The 19,578-nt window shown below is 53.7% G+C and carries 18 protein-coding genes and 1 pseudogene; 6 read left to right on the plus strand and 13 right to left on the minus strand.

The genetic code is table 11. The features are described from left to right. Positions 1–372: 372 nt before the first annotated feature. The 6 genes from OCV80_RS11540 to OCV80_RS11565 all read left to right on the plus strand — a co-directional run bounded on the left by OCV80_RS11540 (position 373) and on the right by OCV80_RS11565 (position 6,492). A complete protein-coding gene (locus OCV80_RS11540; RefSeq protein ID WP_136891421.1) occupies positions 373–741 on the plus strand; it encodes a helix-turn-helix transcriptional regulator in 369 nt (122 codons plus the stop codon). Positions 742–985: 244 nt separating this feature from the next. After that, positions 986–1,315, plus strand: a complete 330-nt coding sequence (locus tag OCV80_RS11545) for a plasmid mobilization protein (RefSeq protein WP_136891420.1) — start codon at positions 986–988, stop codon at positions 1,313–1,315. Further along, positions 1,276–2,616 (plus strand): relaxase/mobilization nuclease domain-containing protein, encoded by a 1,341-nt coding sequence (locus tag OCV80_RS11550; protein WP_136891419.1) that lies wholly within the window; start codon positions 1,276–1,278, stop codon positions 2,614–2,616. The genes OCV80_RS11545 and OCV80_RS11550 overlap by 40 nt, the downstream gene beginning before the upstream one ends. Positions 2,617–2,685: 69 nt before the next feature. Beyond that, a complete protein-coding gene (locus OCV80_RS11555) occupies positions 2,686–2,898 on the plus strand; it encodes a helix-turn-helix domain-containing protein (protein WP_136891418.1) in 213 nt (70 codons plus the stop codon). 45 nt (positions 2,899–2,943) lie between these two features. After that, positions 2,944–3,939, plus strand: coding sequence for an AAA family ATPase (locus OCV80_RS11560; RefSeq protein ID WP_136891417.1), 996 nt, complete (start codon positions 2,944–2,946; stop codon positions 3,937–3,939). Positions 3,940–3,957: 18 nt separating this feature from the next. After that, positions 3,958–6,492 carry a S8 family peptidase gene (locus OCV80_RS11565; protein WP_136891416.1) on the plus strand — a complete coding sequence of 845 codons (2,535 nt, stop codon included), beginning with the start codon at positions 3,958–3,960 and terminating at the stop codon, positions 6,490–6,492. Positions 6,493–6,838: 346 nt separating this feature from the next. On the opposite strand, the gene OCV80_RS11570 is transcribed toward OCV80_RS11565, so the two are convergent. The 13 genes and pseudogenes from OCV80_RS11570 to OCV80_RS11625 form a co-directional block, all read right to left on the minus strand. Then, positions 6,839–8,698: an antirestriction protein ArdA gene (locus OCV80_RS11570; protein ID WP_136891415.1), complete on the minus strand. Its 1,860-nt coding sequence runs from the start codon at positions 8,696–8,698 to the stop codon at positions 6,839–6,841. Between the two features lie 12 nt (positions 8,699–8,710). Then, positions 8,711–9,247 carry a hypothetical protein gene (locus OCV80_RS11575; protein WP_249390910.1) on the minus strand — a complete coding sequence of 179 codons (537 nt, stop codon included), beginning with the start codon at positions 9,245–9,247 and terminating at the stop codon, positions 8,711–8,713. A gap of 99 nt (positions 9,248–9,346) precedes the next feature. Then, positions 9,347–9,670: a DUF3795 domain-containing protein gene (locus tag OCV80_RS11580; protein WP_346730096.1), complete on the minus strand. Its 324-nt coding sequence runs from the start codon at positions 9,668–9,670 to the stop codon at positions 9,347–9,349. A gap of 97 nt (positions 9,671–9,767) precedes the next feature. Continuing rightward, complete coding sequence (locus OCV80_RS11585) at positions 9,768–11,837, minus strand: DNA topoisomerase 3 (RefSeq protein WP_136891413.1); 2,070 nt, start codon at positions 11,835–11,837, stop codon at positions 9,768–9,770. Beyond that, positions 11,834–12,565, minus strand: a complete 732-nt coding sequence (locus tag OCV80_RS11590; protein WP_136891412.1) for a DUF4366 domain-containing protein — start codon at positions 12,563–12,565, stop codon at positions 11,834–11,836. Before OCV80_RS11590 ends, OCV80_RS11585 begins: the two co-directional genes overlap by 4 nt. Beyond that, positions 12,555–12,845, minus strand: a complete 291-nt coding sequence (locus OCV80_RS11595; protein WP_136891411.1) for a DUF4315 family protein — start codon at positions 12,843–12,845, stop codon at positions 12,555–12,557. Before OCV80_RS11595 ends, OCV80_RS11590 begins: the two co-directional genes overlap by 11 nt. Then, positions 12,832–13,572 carry an adenine nucleotide alpha hydrolase family protein gene (locus OCV80_RS11600; protein ID WP_136891410.1) on the minus strand — a complete coding sequence of 247 codons (741 nt, stop codon included), beginning with the start codon at positions 13,570–13,572 and terminating at the stop codon, positions 12,832–12,834. Before OCV80_RS11600 ends, OCV80_RS11595 begins: the two co-directional genes overlap by 14 nt. Before the next feature lie 15 nt (positions 13,573–13,587). Continuing rightward, positions 13,588–15,477, minus strand: coding sequence for a C40 family peptidase (locus tag OCV80_RS11605; protein WP_249390667.1), 1,890 nt, complete (start codon positions 15,475–15,477; stop codon positions 13,588–13,590). Continuing rightward, entirely contained in the window at positions 15,474–15,632 is a 159-nt protein-coding gene (locus OCV80_RS16680) for a hypothetical protein (RefSeq protein WP_243423658.1), read from the minus strand. The genes OCV80_RS11605 and OCV80_RS16680 overlap by 4 nt, the downstream gene beginning before the upstream one ends. 417 nt (positions 15,633–16,049) lie before the next feature. Then, positions 16,050–16,532, minus strand: a pseudogene (locus tag OCV80_RS16685) (DNA cytosine methyltransferase); the annotation flags it as partial. Next, entirely contained in the window at positions 16,492–16,815 is a 324-nt protein-coding gene (locus tag OCV80_RS11615) for a hypothetical protein (RefSeq protein ID WP_136891408.1), read from the minus strand. The pseudogene OCV80_RS16685 and the gene OCV80_RS11615, both read right to left, overlap by 41 nt. A gap of 4 nt (positions 16,816–16,819) precedes the next feature. Further along, the gene (locus OCV80_RS11620; RefSeq protein ID WP_136891407.1) at positions 16,820–19,222 is read right to left on the minus strand and encodes a VirB4-like conjugal transfer ATPase, CD1110 family; all 2,403 of its coding nucleotides are present in this window, start codon (positions 19,220–19,222) and stop codon (positions 16,820–16,822) included. Next, positions 19,188–19,574: a PrgI family protein gene (locus tag OCV80_RS11625; RefSeq protein ID WP_136891406.1), complete on the minus strand. Its 387-nt coding sequence runs from the start codon at positions 19,572–19,574 to the stop codon at positions 19,188–19,190. Before OCV80_RS11625 ends, OCV80_RS11620 begins: the two co-directional genes overlap by 35 nt. Positions 19,575–19,578: the final 4 nt, after the last annotated feature.

Genomic DNA, 19,578 nt, shown 5'->3' on the forward strand with positions numbered 1-19,578 from the left:
ACATAAAGATAGCCCCCTTGCACATAGCTTTGCAACTCCTTGACTAGCGCATCGGGAAGAAGATCTTTTGCATTGATGTATTTCATGCAGGCTTCCTCCTTGAGATGATTGTCAAGTAGCAAAGCCAGCATATTCATTTTGCGACAATTTTTACTCCATGCAAATGTCGCAATCTACTGGCTTTGCATGGAGCCATTCTTCGTTGAGCTTTGTCATTAATACCACTTCTTTCCGCTCTTAAACATTGTAATTATATCATAGCGCTTGCCCATGTGCAAGAAATGAGTATGAAAAATAAAATGTAGTAATAAAGCATATAGCAACATTCCACAGACAAAATATGAAATATACAATGTAAGTGGGTGATGCTATATGGCGAATATTGAAGATTGCCCCGGTTTTGAAACTTTCGGTGCCGATGTAAAAGCCGCTCGGAGCGCAAAGCATCTATCGCGCAAGACATTGGCAGAGATCGTTAACATCGACTCCCGGTATCTCGCAAATATCGAGAACGAAGGTACGATTCCTAGCTTGCCGGTTATCATACAGCTTATCAAAGTGTGCGGACTTCCCGTGGAACGGTACTTCAATCCAGAGGTCATGCGGGAGGAAAGCGCACAGAGACAGCGTATCAGCCACAAACTGAAACTTTGTCCAGAGCAGTATTTGACCATCATCGAGGGTGCGCTTGACGGGGCGCTTAAAACTAAAGAATCAGCAAACGAAACGGAGGGTGTGTGAAAGTATCCTCCGTTTTCGTTTCCTCTGGGCGGCTCTGCCGCCCTTTTCTTTTGAAAAAATCCGGGATTTTGTGGGCAGACGAAGGTGGTTCCGGCATTGTATTTACGGGGGAAGGAGCGTAGAGCAAGCACAGCAAGTGTGGCCACACTTGCGAATTTTGCTTTAGGGAACCCCTTCCCCCTAAATACAAAATTGCTTGTTGGGATAGCCCCAAACCCTTATGCAGAAAGGACGGTGCCACCCTATGGTAAATCGAAAACGCCCCATCATCCTGCGCTGTCCGGTGACGGCAGAAGAACGGAGCCTGATTGAGCAGAAAATGGCCCAGCTCCAGACAAAGCGGATCGGTGCCTACTTGCGGAAGATGGCAATCGACGGATATATCATCTATGTGGACACCAGGGACATCAAGGAGATAAACAAACTCCTGTCCGCCATTGGCCGGAACATCAATCAGATCGCCAAACGGGTCAACGCCGGAGGACCTACCTATCAGGCCGACATGGAAGAAATCCGGGAAAGGCTGGATCAGATATGGCAGTTACAAAGACGCATCCTATTAAGTCAACGCTGAAAGCGGCCATTGACTATATCTGCAATCCCGACAAGACGGACGGGAAGCTGCTGGTGTCCTCCTTTGGCTGCGCCGCCGAGACCGCCGACATTGAATTTGAATGGACACGCCGCCATGCCATTGACAAAGGCACGCACCTGGGCCGCCACCTGATTCAAGCCTTTGAGCCTGGGGAGGTATCGCCAGAGGAAGCCCATGAAATAGGGTTGCAGTTGGCAAAAAAAATATTGGATGGTAAGTACGAGTTTGTACTTACCACCCATATTGACAAGGGACATATTCACAATCATCTGATTTTCAATGCGGTCAGCTTCACCGACCACAAGCACTATCATTCCAACAAGCGTAGCTATCACGAAATACGCCGGGCCAGCGACCGTTTGTGCCGAGAACACGGCCTATCCGTCATCGTCCCTGGCCGGGACAAGGGCAAGAGCTATATTGAGCATCAGGCCGTACAGAACGGCACTAGCTATAAGGCAAAGCTGAAAGCCGTCATTGACCGGCTGATTCCCGTGTCCACCAGCATAGACGATTTGCTTGCCCGGTTGCAGCGGGAAGGATACGAGATCAAGCGGGGAAAGTATATCTCCGCCAGGGCACCGGCTCAGGAGAGGTTTACCCGGCTCAAAACCCTGGGTGCCGATTACACGGAAGAAGCCGTTGTCTCCCGCATTGCCGGAGGCATCCGCCCCTCCAGACAGCCCCAGCAGCGCAGCGGGAAGGTCAGCCTGCTCATTGACATTCAGAATAATATCAAGGCCCAGCAGAGCGCCGGATACCAACGGTGGGCGACCATTGAGAATCTGAAACGTGCGGCCGCCACCATGAACTTTCTTACCGAACACGGCATCGACAGTTATGAGGAATTGAAGGAACGGTGCGACGCCATTGCCGCCGCCACCATCCGCACAAGGGAAAGCCTGCGGGATGTGGAACAGCAGCTCACCGACCTTGCCCTCCTGGGCAAACAGATTGACACCTACCGCAAACTGAAGCCTATCTATGACCGTTACAAAATGTCAAAGGACAAGGAAAAATTCCTGCGTGGGTTTGAGAGTGAGATCATCTTATTTGAGGCGGCGGCCAGGGACATCAAGGAGGCCGGGATCACCAAACTTCCTTCCGCCAAGAAGCTGAAAGCAGAACTGGATGAACTCTCCTCCTGCAAGACCGCCCTGCAAGCGGAACTTCGTAAAATACAGCAGGAAGAAAAGGAATATGATATGCTCCATAGAAATGTAGATTTATTACTACCCTCACACAAAAATCTTCAAAAAAGCAAGGAGTATATGTTGTAAATATTTACGTTGATACTTGTCGTCTGCTATAGCACATGCTATAATTTACAGTAACGGAGGTGTACTCACATGCCCTTTTCTGAAATTTTAAAATCTATCCGAAAGCAAAAAAAATATACTCAAGAGCAGTTTGCTAGAGAACTAAATGTGAGTTTCTCCACAATAAATCGATGGGAAAATGGACGTACTGAGCCTAGTGTACTGGCAAAAATGCGACTTCTCGAATATTGCAAAAAGAATGGTATCGAGGAAATGATCATAATGGAACTCAGTAAATACTAACTGCTTTATTCGATTCTGATTGCAATTTGGAAAGGAGACGCTACCATGGCGAGGGCAGATTTGTTGAAAAAGCTATTTAGTAGCTTTAATAATAATGATAGAGAATCATTTTTGAAAACCGCTCATGAGATTATTGCAGATGAGCGAAAAAAGAACCATGCAATTTTAGCAGATGACTTGGAAATGGTTCTTAACGGTGCACAGAAGAGTTTTGGACACTCGATGTCCACAATGAAACCCACATATTTGTCCAAATCAGGCAAAGAAGAACGGCTAGTTGAGATTATATATCCCGATAAATATTTTGATGATGTTATTCTTCCACAAGAGAAAATGCTTCAACTGTCGGAAGTAATAAAAGAATTTCAGAATTGGGATATCTTAATTAGCAACGGAGTTGCACCAATAAATAAACTACTTTTTTATGGCCCTCCTGGCTGTGGAAAGACATTGTGCGCAAATGTGCTTGCGGCTGAAATTGGAATTCCATTAATGTATGTAAGATTTGACGCATTAGTATCGTCGTATTTGGGAGAAACCGCTAGTAATATTAGAAAAGTTTTTGATCTGGCAAAAAGCGATAGTTTCGTGATATTGTTTGATGAGTTTGATGCGATAGGCAGAAGTAGGAGCGACACAAGTGAGCACGGCGAAATCAAACGAGTGGTCAATACTTTTTTACAGCAAATTGATTGCTTTAGGGGACGCTCAATTATTATTGCTGCAACAAACTTTGAACAGTCCTTGGATTATGCAATATGGCGCAGATTTGATGATACGATTAAATTTGATTTGCCGTCAAACGAAGAAAAGCTAAACCTTTTTATTTTGCGGCTAAAACAATTTAATGGGCCAGCGCATGTATTCGAGTCCTTTTTGAATGAAACCAATTCGTTTTCTTATGCGGATGTCGAAAATATATGTAAAACAATAATGCGAGGGTGCATCCTTAATGGGAAACGAACATATAGCAAAAAAGACATTGAATTTGCAGTCGAAAAACAAAAGAAATTAGTTTCTTTGAGAAGAAGCCAATATTAACTAAGGGGGGGTTATGAGATGGCAAATTATGATCATATTCAAATTGAGCGTCAAGAGACCGTCTCTACCTACCGCGGTCGGCCTAACCCTGCAGCCCCAAAACCTCCAGTTCGTGATAGAAAGCGGCATGGGCAAAAACTATCAGAAGAAATCTCTCAAGCATCAAAAAATGTTCTTGATTCCAGAAAGAACATTGGAATTCAAACAGATAAACTGATGGTGTTGGAACTATCTGGAGAAGCTTTATCGGGTGACCTTCTGGAACTGCTAATTAATAAATTTAGGTTGTCTCTAGTTGAAGAAACGGCAGAACCTGGATCAAATCAATCGAAATTGATAGTGCAATTTGAGGATCAAGAGGCAATAGCCCAATTTAATGCCGAACGCGCTCTTTGGGAAGATGATTTACCCGATGAAGTTCTTTTAACGCATGCACAACGCCGTAATTTGTTTTCCTGTATAGATGCTGTCCGAAGTTTAACTCCCGAGGACAGAATGGGACCGCATCTTAAAGATTTTATAAAGGCAATCCCAAAAGACATGGGGTTTTTTATAGTTAATATTGATGTCTGGTATAATAACAATCCTTCGGAAATATTGTCGACTGAGAGGCAAATCCGAAGCGTTTTAGGCACTCAAGGCAGTCAATTGCTAGGTGATCTGTTTGCGATTTCTGGTTTGCTACTGGGGCGCGCCAAGGTTAATGAGTTTTCCTTAAATGCACTGCTTAGCATGGATATTATATCCTCAATTGAATTACCTGCGGAGATAGTTACCCAGGAGCCCCACGAACTTTATCAATATGATTATGTCCCTATTGTAAATGATACACTTGACGAAACGGCGCCGCTTGCTACTGTACTGGATTCTGGTATTTTTACAGGAAATCCTTTGCTTAAATCTGTAGTCGTTGCAGAAGAAGATTTTGATACTACGGAACACACAACAGCAGATATGAACGGTCATGGAACTGGTGTTGCTGGCATAGTAGTGTATGGTGACTTTTCCACCCCCGACGAAAGCAGAATTTTTACACCCTTAGTACGAATCTGTAGTGCTAAAATCATGCATGATGAAGATGGCGATCCCTATTTCCGAGAAGATGTTCGTCCTGAAAGACTTGTTAGAGATGCTATTGTATATTTCTATGAAACGTATGGATGCCGCATCTTTAATCTTTCGGCGGGCGATGCAGGTAGCATGTATAATGGCGGACGCCAATTGAGTTGGGCGAGCATGTTGGATGATCTAGCACGGGAATTAGATATTGTAATTATTGTGAGCGCCGGAAATGTTTCCGATCCTGAAATACCAGAATTTGAATCCCGAGAAGAAGCGATGGAAAAAGTTCGCGATCAGCTATTTGCTCAAGACCATCGTCTGATTGATCCTGCTACTTCTGCTCTTAGCGTTACCGTTGGATCAATATCACGTTCTTCTGAGCCAGCAGTTTTACGAGGTACTGGAATTAATCCCATCTCTGTAGGTTTAAAAGACCATCCCTCGGTATTTACAAGGATCGGAAAAGGTGTCAACAAATCTATCAAGCCTGATTTTGTTGATTACGGAGGTAATTTTTCACTTCGACAAATATCGAGAGGGGCCAGCCGGTGGCTAAAGACAGATCAGAATCTTATGGAACCTACTTTGAACCATACTAATGATCGAGTCTTTAAAGGATATTGTGGAACAAGCTTTGCTGCTCCACATGTTACTCATATTGCGGCCCGGCTAGAACGCATTTTGGAAGCTCAAATTGATGGAAGGCCTTCAGCAAATTTAATTCGAGCGCTGCTTGCAAATTCAGCTAAGTGCTCTAATGATATGCAAACCTGGGGCGAAATGTCGAAAGACGCAGATTATACTGGAAAAGATAATCCAAAACATGATCGATTTATGCGTTTATACGGGTATGGGAAAATTTCAGAACAGATACTTACTTCGACGGATAACCATGTTACACTTTTTGCAGAAGATAGACTTCCGTTACGAGATTTTCATCTTTATAAGATACCTGTACCCAAACAGTTTCTCAAAGTTCGAGCGGCAAAATCGATTACTGTTAGTTTGGCATATAACCCTGTAACAAGAATAAGCAGGAAAGAATACTTAGCCAATAATTTGTGGATTGAGATTTTTCGTAGGATTGATGAGGATACGCTAATCAAATATAAGGCCAAAAGAGAAGCTGGTACAGATACAGAAGATGATTTTAAGAAGCTTCCTGATGAATACAAAATTAAAGACTTTATCCCTGGTTATGATACTGTACAGAAATCAACCCTGCAACAGAGACGTTGGCAAAAGAGTCCTACGGGCGGTGCTGACCTCCTATGGCCTGGTAATGATGAACCATATATATACATATTAATATCGGGCAAAGAGCGGTTTAAATATGCTCAACAAGAGCAGCCTCAATCTTATGCATTATGCGTAACTTTTGCATATGAGTCTGAAGAAAACATCGATTTGTACAACCAATTACGTAATAATGTAAAATTGAAAGCTGTGGAAAGAGAACGGGACAAAGTTCAGCCAAGAATCAAAATATAAAAAAGGGCTCGCCGCCACCGGACAACATCCGATGGCAGCGAGCCTTTCTGTTTGAAAAAGGTGAAATACGAACGTTTTCCCTGTGCAGAAATGCCTTACCGCCCCACATGGGAAATCATACTGCCCCTACACAGAAAAGCCGCCACAGGCGGTTTCTTCGCCTATTTTGAACCCTAATTCCTGCGTTTTTTGGAACGGCGGGAAAGATAGTACGGGCAGGACACTACTACTGTCCGGAAACTCTGCTTGCAGGGATGGGCGCAGCCTTTGCAGAGCTTGTTATACTGACGCCTGCCGTTCTCGCCCAGGAAGAACGCCCATTCCAGACGCCATTTCTTGCTCCGGCTCATAAGTCGCCCAGCTCCGGGGGCTCCTTCTGCGGGGTGGGCTTGTCCGGGCCTTTTCGCGACCCACACTCCCGCTTTGCGTCCTCCAGCCGCTCCCGGATGGAAGGCTTTTTCTCCGGCGTGGTCCTGCGCGCCTCGGCCTGGGCTTTCTCCAATTCCTCCCCACGGCGGCCGTTGTTGATGATCCCGTCGATCATGCCGTAGTCATCCTCTAGGGTCATTTCCGCCGTGCGCAGCGGGTTTTCCGGCTCCACGGGAACGGATACGATCTGCCCGTTGATGCTGGCGAACAGCTCCGGCCGCTTGAATTGCTCAGTGTACTTCTGGATCATGTCCGGGGGCAGGGACGCGAAACTCTCCGGCCCCAGGCCCACCACCAGGAAGGTGCCCGCCACAATGTCGTAAATCTCGCCATGCTCGTCCCGGAGGGAACGGTTCAGGTCCAGACCGATGAGCTTGCCTTCATCATTCAGCACCAGCCCCACCGGATCGTCAAAGGGATAGGAGGCGGCAATATCGCCGCCCACCTCCGCTTGCAGCGCATGAAGGCCGGGATCGATCTCCTTCACATAGGGTTCCTTCATAGGCTCCACCACCAGAACAGTCAGCTTCTCCGGCGCGGTATGTTCGGGGGCGGCTCCGCTGGGGATGGCAAAGGCACGGCTGCCATTGGCCATGATGAGATACTTCCCGTCCTCGGACTCATGGTGAAAACCGTATCCGGCCGCCTCCATCTGTTCCCGGCTCATATCCGTCACATGGAAGATTCCCCTGGGAGTCCGCACCGTTTCGCCGGTCTCCCGGTCATCCGGGGTGGGCGCCGCTTGCTGCCCGTACAACTCCGCCTCATACTCCCGATTTGCCTGCTCCGCAAAGGACAGCATCTCGTCCACATGGGACTGGTCCGGGTTTTCAATAGCTTCCCGAATCGCCTGCGGGTCCACATCCAGAAATTCCTCATAGCCGGTGGCGTCCTTGAACTTCTCAATCTCCGAAGGCAGATAGTCCTCCTGGGTCTGCCCCAGAGCGGCCAGCTTCTCGTCCAGAGTGGAGATGCGCCCGGCCATCAGATTTTCGTAGATTTCTTCCTTCGCCGCGTGTTCCTCCGGGTGCTCGGCGGCATACTGCGGGTCGTGCTGCCGGAAAAACTCGTCCATATCGTAGGCAAGGTCCATGGCCCATTCCGAAATTTCTTCTTCAGGGATGTCGTCCTGGAAGGTCATCACCTGGTATTCCTCCGGGATGCTGCCGCGCTCGCCATCGTAATACTCATGGAAGCTGTCCCCGGTGTCCCGCACATAGCCCAGGTCGGTGAACTGGCCGCTTTCCTCCAGGGCAATGTCCCGTCCGTAGGCCTCATAGTCGATGTAGTTGCGCAGATGCTCCGGCACCTGCATGGCGTCCAGTTCCTCGATGTAATACCGGCCCAGATCGTCGTGGTCGTGGATGTCAGGGTAGATGTCGTAACAGTCCAGGTTCTCCGTCAGATTGATAAGCTCCTGGATGCTGCCCGTGTGGTCGCCGATCTCCATGGCCGCCTGGAACCGCTCGTATTCATCCTGGCTCATATCATCCAGTTTGGAAGCCAGGTAGTTCAGCTCGTCCAGGTTTGCATACTCACCCAGCAGGTCATAGAGGCCGTCCACATAGCAGTCGTAGTCCGTAATGAACCATTCCTCATAGGTCTGCCCGAAGTCGTCCTTCGCGCCGATCCCGATGCGCTCAAAGACCTTTTTCAGTTCCTCCGCCGTGGTGGGAAATTTCACCCATTCACCCACAAGGGCGCCCTCGTTGTATTTGCCCAGGTTAGTGATGAAAGCGGCAAAGGGATACTCTTTGTCATAATCATAATGGGGCATAGCGACACCTCCTTACAGTTCCGGCGCAGGCTTTTCCCGATGGGGCTGCGCCTTGCTCTGATTGGCACATTCCTTCCGGCCCTGCTCCAGCCGCTCCTTGATGGAGGGCTTTTTCTCCGTCTGCTTCTCCCTGGGGCGCTCGTGCTCCCACTCGTCGCCGGAGAGGGTGAGATACCCCTTACTGGTGAAACACCCCTGTTCCTCCTGCATGGCGTGGTTGCCGAAGGGAACGGGATCAATGGCGTCCAGCAGCTCCGGGGGCAGAAGGACATCCAAATGCTGCGCCAGATAGCGCCAGCCCACATCCTCCACCTTGCTGATGTTGGGCTCCAGGACAAAATACTCGGCGTTGGCGGGAAACTCCCGGAACTGCTCCAGGGTGGTCAGACGATAGGGCGACTCCTGGACAGCGGCCAGGAGGTCACGATCCTCCAGGGAAAGTCCGGCAAGCGCCTGGGCCGCTGCCTCCAGCTCGCTTGCGTCACCGCTTGCGGGGAGCAGCGGTTTCAAATGCTCCATGAAATTAGGTTCGGTTTTGCTCAAAGACATCATCCTTTCTGAAAATGGGTAAAAGAAAAGCAGGAAACCCGGAAAGGTTTCCTGCTTGATGCCGTCACTGGCGGCTTCTATTTTGTTGTGGTATGTAGTCTATCCCTTCAGGTTGTCCAGCGCAGCGGGGTTGTTGGAAAGAATTGCGCCGACTGTCTGGCAACTTTCCAATTCAGGACAGTCACCGCAGGTCGTCACGCCTTTTTGTCGGGCGCATTGACGAATACCGCAAAGGCTTTCACAATACACCGTTTTCACTCCATCCACGCGGCAGCCTTGACAGTTGATATGCTCCGGCAGAATGGGCGCATGATTTAATTCAGACCATAGTTTTGCAGTTTTCTCGCGCAATGCCTGATCGTCGTTGATCGTTGCAAGATAAGCGTCGCACTTCTCACAGTCCAGCCCACAGTATGCGATCATATCCCTCACGGCTATTTACCTCCTGAAAGATTTTGGCCTTATTATACAGCAAATCGTTACTCTTGGATAGAGCCGTGAAGGAAGAACGACACGATACTTATTTCTCAATGCGGTAATTCACATACTTCCCGCCGGTGTCGGCCAGAACGATTGTCCCGTCATAGGTTTTCCCAGTACGCAGGGAGCGCAGTCCCTTGACCTTTGTCTTTCCGTCTTTGAGCAATGCAGTGGCAATTTTGGAAGTAAAGACCTTTCCGCGCTGCTCGAAAAAGCGGTCATTCTTCCACATGACAAACTGACAGGCACGGTCCGAACAGGCGAAGTTCTTCTTACCCTCATAAACCGGCTTACCGCAGCGGGGGCAGAGCCCCACCGTCTCCTTCTCCGGCTGGAACAGCTTTTGCCCATCCTCGGAAATGTGGGAGTATTTCCGCACCAGCTCCGCCGTCATCGCCTCGATCCCGTCCATGAAAGCCTCCGACGCCGCCTGACCCTTTGCCACCTCGTTCAACCGCTGCTCCCAATCCGCTGTGAGTTTGGGAGAGGTCAGCAGTTCCGGCAGCACCGTGACCAGGTTGACGCCTGCCTTTGTGGGGATTAGGTTCTTGCCCTTGCGCTCGACAAATCCGCCGGACACCAGCTTTTCGATGATGGCCGCCCTGGTCGCCGGGGTGCCCAGGCCCTTGCGTTCTGCCTCGTCCGGCATATCTTCCTTGCCTGCGTTCTCCATGGCCGACAGAAGGGTATCCTCGGTGTAGGGCTTGGGGGGCGAAGTGAAGTGCTCAGTGACGGAGGCGGCGACCGGCTCAAAAACCTGCCCCTCGGTCAAGGCGGGAAGAACACCCTCGGCATCTTCATCCTCCGGCTTCTCCTTCAGGGAGGAACGGAACACCTCCTGGATAGCCCGCCAGCCCTGGGAAAGCACCTGTTTTCCTTTGGTCGTGAAGGTATGTCCGCCGCAGTCAAAGATAGCCGTGACCGCCTCATACACGAAAGGCTCCGCTGCGGCACACAGCAGCTTGCAGCAGACCAGCAGAAGGATATTGCGCTCGCCCACAGGCAGCGCAGGGACATCCTCCTTTTCCAGCTCCAGGGTGGGAATCAGGGCGTGGTGGTCGGATACCTCCTTGTCGTTCAGCAGCGCCAGAACATCGGGGAAAAACTCTGGGCAGGCGTCGAAGGGAGGCACCCGCGCCGCCAGATGCAGGACCACGGAGGCGGTCTCCGCCATGTCGCCGGTCAGATACCGGCTGTCCGTGCGGGGATAGGTCAGCAGTTTCTTTTCATAGAGGGATTGGGCGTAGTCCAGGGTTTGCTTGGCCGTGTAGCCAAACACCCGGTTGGCCTCCCGCTGCAAGGTGGTCAGGTCGTACAGTTTGGGCGGTTTCTCCGTCTTTTTCTCCTGCGCCACGGATACACAGGTTGCTTTTTTACCATCGCAGGCATCCCGGATGGTCTGGGCGTCCTCCGGGGAAACAATGCGGTCGCTGACCGCCTCGGCGCTCTCCAGCGCCAGCCGCACATGGTGGTATTTCTCCTTGCGGAACAGGACAATCTTGCTGTCCCGGTCGGCCAGCATCGCCAGGGTGGGCGTCTGCACCCGCCCAATATTTAACGTTCGATGATACAACACCGAAAAGAGCCGTGAGGCATTGATACCAACAAGCCAGTCCGCCTTTTGGCGGCAAAGTGCCGATTGATACAGCGGGTCATAGTCCTTGCCGGGGCGCAGGTCGGCAAAGCCCTCCCGAATCGCCACGTCCTCCATCGAAGAAATCCAGAGGCGGGAGAAAGGCTTGGAACATCCGGTAGCCTCATAGACCAGCCGGAAAATCAGCTCACCTTCGCGCCCCGCGTCGCAGGCGTTGACCAGTTCCGTCACATCAGGGCGTTCCATCAGGGAACGGAGAATGTGGAACTGGTCAGCCTTTTCCTCGGACACCACATAGCGGAAGGGGGCGGGCAGGATGGGAAGGTCCTCATACCGCCACTTCTTATAGCGGTCATCGTAGGCGGCCGCGTCCGCCAGTCCCACCAGATGACCAATGCACCAAGAAATCAGCCAGCCGCCGCCTTCAAAATAGCCATCGGCCCTGGATGTGACACCCAGGGCCGATGCGATACTCTTTGCTACACTCGGTTTTTCACAGATCACCAATTTGCTCAATTCTGGTCCTCCTGTTCTTCCTGTTCAGGAACGTCCTCGTTTTCATATTCCTCGTCCTCGAACTCATAATCGTCCGGGTCGGCGCTGACCTTTGCGCCCTGTTTGGGCTTGATGAACTTGATGTAGGCGAAGGCTCCGCCGCCGCCCAGGACCGCCAGCAGCAGGATCAGTACCAGGGCGCCGCCGCTGCCGGACTCCTTCTCCGGTTCCGGTTCAGGCTCCGGCTCCACCTCCGGCGCTTTTCCGGCGCACTCGCTCATATTCACCGCGCAGACCGGACAGGCGGTATTCACCGCACCGGCCTGGCATTTCTCGACGCAGGTGCAGACTGCGGGTTGTTCCTCCGTCTGCCCATCTTCCATCAGCGCCATCAGGTCGGCTTCGTCCACCTGGTTCAAGAAGTGAACGGCGATCTCCTTGTCCTTGTTTGCCCGGTCGATTAAGATGTAAAAATAGTTGCCCGCTTTCGTGGTCACGGTGATAAGCTGCTTATCGCCGTAATAATCGTCCACCAGCGTGGCGTTGCCCTCCGGGGTAAGGGGCTGGTCCTCCGGCTCCATGCCTCCGGTGGCGGGTTCCTCGGTGGGTTCCGGGGTCGTCTCGGCGGGTTCCCCGGTGTAATAGTCGCCATCCCCACCGCCCGCAAAGGCGGTGACGGAGAAGGCGGTCATGCACAGGACCACCGCCGTCAGGGACGCCAAAAGGCGGAAAACTCTGTTACGCTTCATCTTCGCCGTCCTCCATTCCTTCCATATCCTCGTCATCGGGGTCCGGCGCCGCCTCCGCCTCCATCATCCCGTCGGGCAGGGTGATAAGGCCGCTGGCGTAGGCTTTCAGAAAGGCGGTCAGCTCCTTGTTGTCCATGCGCACCGCCTTGACCATGCGGACGATCTCCAGGTTTTCTTCCTCGGTGAGCTGCGCCTCCAGCTCCCGAAGGCGCTTCTGCTGGGCGGAGATCTTCTCCTTCGTCTTTTCGATGTCCTTGCGGATCTTCTCAACCGTTGCCATGTGTGCAAAACTCCTTTCCAAATCGTTCTCTCCAGGAATAGTTCCGCCCCAGGCCCTTGACCGTTTTCAGATTTTGCCGGGCGTTGTCCTCCAGCGCCAGGGCGCGGCGGAATAAATCGTGATACTGCTCCCGCAGGGCGGTGATCTCGTCGGGTTTCATGCTGGGGCAGAAAAAACAGGACGATTTTCCCGGCTGGGGCAGCCCTGCCGCCTCGATCTGCCGGATGCAATCGTCCCGCGTCCATCCCCATTCCATCAGGGGATACCACTTGCTGTATTTTCGGTCGGCCAAGTCCCCCAGCAGCACCTTATTGCTGCGGTAGCCCTCGCCCGCGTCGTAGCCAATAAATTTGACCACCCGCTTGCCCGCCTCCCATATTCGGCGGCATGGCGGGTAATGGTTGCAGAACTTTTCCTGCGGCCCGATCTTGTGTTTCAGGGAACACCGCTTGAAGCCGTAGGCGATAGACGGAAGGCTGCAACTTTGCAAACATTCATCTTCCAGCGTCAGCCGTTTACCCTCACGGGTGGTCTTATATACTCTGGTAATGGACGGCATCCCGTGATCCTTCAGCCAGGAATCCATCACCTCCAGATAGGCGTAGGTGTGGGGATGCTCTGCCCCCGTATCCGCAAAGAGGATCAGGTCCACCGGGATACGGTGCTGGTGCAGCCCGATCAGAAGGGCGGTGCTGTTGGCGCCGCCCCCATAGGAAACCATATTGATACTTCATCACCTCCATCAGTTGTACGGCGGTCTGCCGTATGCGTAGAAATGGGACTGCCAGTAACTTGTATTCAGGTTGGAATACTGGATGGGGGCGCCGCAGTGCAGCATCATCCCGTCGCCCACATAGATGCCTACATGAGATACGCCGGTTGTATCGTAGGTCCCCACGAAGAACACCAGATCGCCGGGCTGGGGGTCGGATACCGGAGTGGAAATATTGTAGAGCCCCTGTGCGCCCAGCCGCCCGGTATTGCACAGGCCGCTGTTGGTCAGCACATAACTGACGAAGCCGCTGCAATCGAAAGAAGCGCTGGGACTGCTGCCGCCCCACACATAGGGATAGCCCAAATACTTTTCTGCCTCGGTGATAAGGGTATTGAACCGCTCGTCCGTCAGGTATTCAGCGGGAATCTCCCAGGCGGTAGGTGGGTTGTCGATGTACTTGTTCACATACCCGGAGGACGGGAACAGGTCGGGGCGGTTGCCCAGGGTGGACATATAGGTGGCGTACAAGGAAAGCTGTTCCTCGCCCATCATGTAGACCGGCACATGGGAGAGGTCGAAGTTTTCCAGCGTGACGGTGCAGATGGTCCAGGTGTACGGCACCTGGACCGTATAAGGATTGCCCTCGCTGTCCGTCCTTGTTTCCGTCCGATAGCGGGTCTCCGTTGTCACGGTTTCGGTGAGGATATATTGCTTGTCAAAGAGGTTTTGAAGGTCGTCCTGTACCTGGTCGATGGTGAACACCCCTTCATGGATTGCCGACAGAATGGAGATCAGCACATAGGGGTCGTGCTCAATTTCATCCAGGTCGAAGTGATACTCGTCATAGTCGTGGGTGGCCTCGTAGGTATCCAGGTACTCCCGCAATTCATCCTCTTTGGCGCAGTAGGCTTCTTCCGCCGCCAGCATATCGGAATCCTCGGAGAGATAGGAGGACGCCATGATGTTGGACACTCCGCCGCCGAACATGGAGGAACAGGATTGCAGGGAGCCCAGCAGCATCACCAGCAGAAGGCCGATGCCGCCCACGATCAGCGCGCCCTTCCAATGCCGTTTCAGGAAAAGGGCGGTGCGCTTGGACTCCTGGGCGGTTTTCTTGGCCGCCTTTGCCGTGGCCTCCGCTGTTTTCCCGGCCTGGGCAGTCTTGCCCGCTGCCCGATATGCCGCCGCATATTGCTTTTGCAGCTTCCTTTTCTGCCACAGGCGGGAGATGGGATTGGATGCAAGCTGGGGGTTCTCCGCCACGGCTTTCCGATAGCAGAAATCCGCATTGGCCTTGACCGCCGCCTGCTCCGCCTTTGCTACGTCTCGCCAGGGTTTCAGCTTGCGTTCCGCCCGCCAGTTCTGGACACGGCGGTTTCCGTAGCCCACAGCCTTCTCAAAGCTGCGTTCCCCCAGGTGGCCCGACTGGACGCCGGAATTTTCTTGCTCCACCTCCCGGACCTTGCCGTGGATCGCCGCGCCTGCCTCCTGAATAGGGCGGGACAGCGGATTGGTGTGGGGCTTTCCCGGACTCTTATTGGGGATCGCGTCTCTGGCGGCATCCAGCCGGTCCGCCGCCTTGTCCGACTTGCGGATAGCACCTTGCAGCTCCGGCTTGGCCTGGTCCGCCTCGGAAAACTGCAATCGGGAGGATGGACGGCCCGCTGCCGCCTCGCCCTCCCGATAGGCTCTGCGCTGTTTCCGGCGCTTCTTTTTGGCTGCTGCCTGTTCCCGGTGCAGTTCCGCACGGTCCACCGCTTTTCCAGCGGCGCCCGCCGCGTCGCCGGATGTGGAATAGTCCTGCTCCGGCGTCCGATCAGAGGGATAGGTAGTCTCGCCCGTGACCAGATTGACGGACACCGACCCGTCACGGGTCATCTTCTGCGCCTCCTTTTCGGGGGCTTTCCATTCTTTCAAGGTGCGTCACCTCCTGTTCCATAGGGGCAGATGTTGACACAGGCCCCGGTTTCGATCATGGCGATGTACTGGAAAATGGGATAGGCCTGGGGAGGGCAGACCGCATTCCCCAGGGTTTTCAGCCGCAACGCCCGGTTGTCCGTGTCCTCGGTCATGCGGGGGACTCCTTCGGGCTCGGCACGCCATAGGATGCGTCCGTCCATTTCGGGGGGAATCCCATGAGCCATTCCACCCAGTCCGGGTTCAGCGCCGCCTTTTCGGAAAAGGGCTGCTCCTGCCGGATCACCTGGGCCGACAGGTTGGAGGTCGGGGATTTGTCCCGGAAGGCCGCCGGTTTCAGGGTGGAACGGTAGTCCTCCGACGCTGCCGGGGTCAGGTAGAACACCGCCGCCGACAGGGACAGGCTCCAGATGGACCCGTCCTTGTTCCGTTTGCGGAATATCCCATTGTCCGACAGGAACACATCCAGGTTGGCAGCGTCTCGCCCCGTGGATTTGTCGGAGGCAAGGGGTGTGGGAAACATCAGCCGCGACGATAAAAGTTCGCTGGCGCTCATGCCATGCGCCGACGCCGCAAGCCGGAAATACGAATGGGAGAACAGCGTATCCCGCTTTTGCCAGGTCAAAAATCGTTTTGTCGAGCCCCATATTGATGAAGCCAGCAACATTTTCCCCAAGCACCCAATGGGGTCGCAGTTCGGCAATAACGCGGCACATCTCCGGCCACAGGTAGCGTTCATCCGCAAAGCCACGCCGTTTTCCGGCGGTGGAGAAGGGCTGGCACGGGAAGCCACCGGAGAGGATGGTGACGGTTTCAAGTCCTGTTCTTTCAAAAAACGCCTCCTTCGTGAATGTGGTGATGTCCCGGAATTTCGGCACATCCGGCCAATGCTTTTGCAGGATGGAATAGGGATAGTCCGCCCACTCGCATTGGCAGACCGTTTCAAAGCCTGCCGCCTCCGCCGCCAGGTCCAGCCCGCCGATACCGGAAAAGAGGCTCACATGGGTGAGGCGGTCAGGCATGGAGCTGGTCCTCGTCGTCCTCGCAGTCCACATAGAAGGCGTCCAGCTCGCACAGCTCCAGGGCCTTCAGCCGGGCAAGGTCGTCCTTGTCGCCGAACACCAAATAGCGGCCGGGGATGCTCCAGCGGTCAAACATCTGGTCGGCAATGTCCCCATAGTGCCGGGCGGTGTCGATCAGGTTCTCCATGTCCCGGCGGTCCTTGATCTTCCCGGCAAGAAAGGCCAGTTGGTGGAGCAACCCGTAGAGGTGGACCTCCTCGTCGATGTGCGCCTCGTAGGTCTTTTCCTCAATGACATACAGCTTTTCCTGTTCCATATCCTTATCCCATCCTTTCCTCATGTTCCACCTCGCTGGGCTTGGTGGTGAGCAGCTTATAAAGTTCGGTATCCTTCGGGAAGTCATCCGCAAAGGGCAGGATGACATTGTTGAAGAACAGCAGCCCGTGGCCCGGCTCGGAGTTGGTCACATAGGCAAGCTGTTCAGAAGAAATGTTCAGCCGCTCCGCCAGTATCTTCCGGTCGCCCGCCGCCTGGTTGAGCATATAGATGAAATCGCTGTTTTCCAGGATGTTTTCAATCTCCGGAGAGGAAAGCAGGTCTTTGGGGTTCTGGGTCGCCCCGGTGGGGATACCGCCCCACTTTCTGAACCGCTTCCAAATCTCGGCGCTGTACGCCGCAGTCTGTTCCTCTTTCAGCAGAAGGTGGAACTCGTCCACGAAATACCAGGTAGACCGGCCAATGGCCCGGTTGATGGTGACGGTGTTCCACACCGCATCCTGGACAATCAGCATGCCGGGCTTTTTCAGGTTCTTGCCCAGGCCCTTGATGTCAAAGCAGATAAGGCGGTTGGAGATGTCCACGGTGGTGCGGTGGTTGAAGAAGTTCAGCGAACCGTTCACATAGAGGTCCAGTGCCTGGGCAACCCGGTCGGCCTCCGGGATGTGCTGGGACAGCAGGGCGTTCATCAGGTCGCCCAAAATCGGCATATTCTCCGCCCGGGGATCGGCAAAGTAGGGCTGGTAGATCATCTGCACCGCCCGGTCGATGACCGTCTTTTCGATGGCCTCCAGCCCCGTCTTGCTGCCCATGATGAGCTCGCAGAAGGACAGCACGAAGTCGGATTTCAGCGCCAGCGGGTTTTCTTCCTCGGAATAGTTGAGGTTGATGTCCAGGGGATTTACATAGTCGGTGCTGGACGGGGACAGCCGGATTACCTGGCCGCCCAGCCGCTTCACCAGGGGCGAATACTCGTCCTCCGGGTCGCAGATGATGACATTGTCCTGGGTCATCAGCATGATAAAGGTGATCTCCCGTTTGCAGCTCATGGATTTGCCGCTGCCAGGCGTGCCGAACACAAGGCCGTTGGGACAGCGGGATTGCTTGCGGTCCAGCAGGATCATGTTGTTGGAGAGGGCATTGAGGCCATAGTACATGGCGTCGCCGCCCATGAACACCTCCTGGGTGACGAAGGGGACGAACACCGCCAGGGCCGAAGTGGTCAGGCTCCGTTCAATCTTGATGCAGTTGAGGCCCAGAGGCAAAGAAGACATCAGCCCGTCCTCCTGCTGGAAGTCCAACCGGGTCAGAAGACAGTTGTAGGTCTGGGCGACGCTGGCCGCCTGGGACACGGCGATCTCCAGCTTTTGCCGGGTCTCCGCCGTGTGCAGAACCAGAAAGGTCATGTTGAACATTCTCTCGTTGCGGGATTGCAGGTCGGTGAGAAGGTCCTTTGCCGCGCCGCCGTAGGTGGAAAGGTCGGAGGGAAGAATGTCCATATCGTAACCGCTGCGTACCGCCCGCTTCTGCTCCTGTATCTTCATGGCGTCCAGGTCGGTGATCTTTCGCTTGACCATTTTGATGGCCTCGTTCTGGTTGATGCCCCGGATGTGCATGGTCACCATGATATTCCCGTCCGCCTCCATGAAGTCGGTGAGGATGCGGTCGTGCATCTCCGGCGCCAGGATTTGCAGAAAGGACACCGCCCCGTACCGCCTGCCGATGCGGAAGGTGCGGGTCTCCCCGAAGTGGAAGGAGGACGGCGAAATGAAGTCCTTCACCGAAAGGCCGCTGGCCGGGAGCCAGTCCCATTCAAAGGCGAACTGCCCACCCTCCGGGTGGAGGATGTTGTAAAGCAGCTCCAGCCGTTCCTTTCCGTCCAGCACATGAGCCGCCGCCCCCATGACCTTAAAGCGGTTGAGGGTGTCGGTCTCGATGCGGGCAAACCGCGCCCGTGCTGCGGGAAGGTTCTCCGCCTCGATGGTCAGGGTCACATACTTGGTTTTCACATAGCCGTTGTTGCCCCGTTTGTACTGCATCCGCAGGATGTCCACCGCCTCGTCCCGGATGGGGTCCAGGTCGTTGCCCTGCCGGGTAATGCCGAACATTTCATCGGCGGCGCTGCCTCCGCTGCGGCTGTCCAAAGTGACCTGGACGCCGATGGAGGGATCGTAGCCGTTGTAGAAGTCACAGAGGCTTTCAAAGATGCTCCGCTGGTCCTCCGGCCCAGCCAGGCGGTAATTCACATCCTCAAAGGCAATGGTCTTGGAAAAGGTCCCGCCCTCCAGTCTGCACAGACCGTCGGGGAACATATTCTGAAACGGGATGCTGTCCTGCACCGTATGGGCTTTTCCGTCGCCCTTAGCCTGCCGGATCACCGCCTCGATCTGCTTGCGCTGGTTACGGGTGAGCTTACGCTTCGCCGGTCTTTCTGCCTTTTCTCGCAATCCGCTTCACCTCCTGTTCCAGTTGGGATTGCCGCACCAGGGCGGAATAGAGATTGTTGGTCTGGTAGATACGCACCTTCGGCCGGATGAATTTGTTCTGGATCAGATGGCCCAGAAATACTTCCAGCGGCTGCCCGTTCTTCTCGTACATGGCGAACAGGAAAAAGGGCAGCATCACCAGGATCATGCACAGCGCCGCCGTGGTGGTCCCCAGGCTCGCTTTTGCCAAAAAGAAAAGCGGCACACCTACCAGCGCCGCCGCTCCGAAACAGATCACTTGTCGTTTGGTCAGCCCGAACAGAACCTTGCTCTGTATCCGGCTCAGGTCCTTCGGGATCGTTACATAAGCCAATGTT

It is taken from the genome of Oscillibacter acetigenes (assembly GCF_025567605.1).
Classification (GTDB): Bacteria; Bacillota; Clostridia; order Oscillospirales; family Oscillospiraceae; genus Oscillibacter; species Oscillibacter welbionis.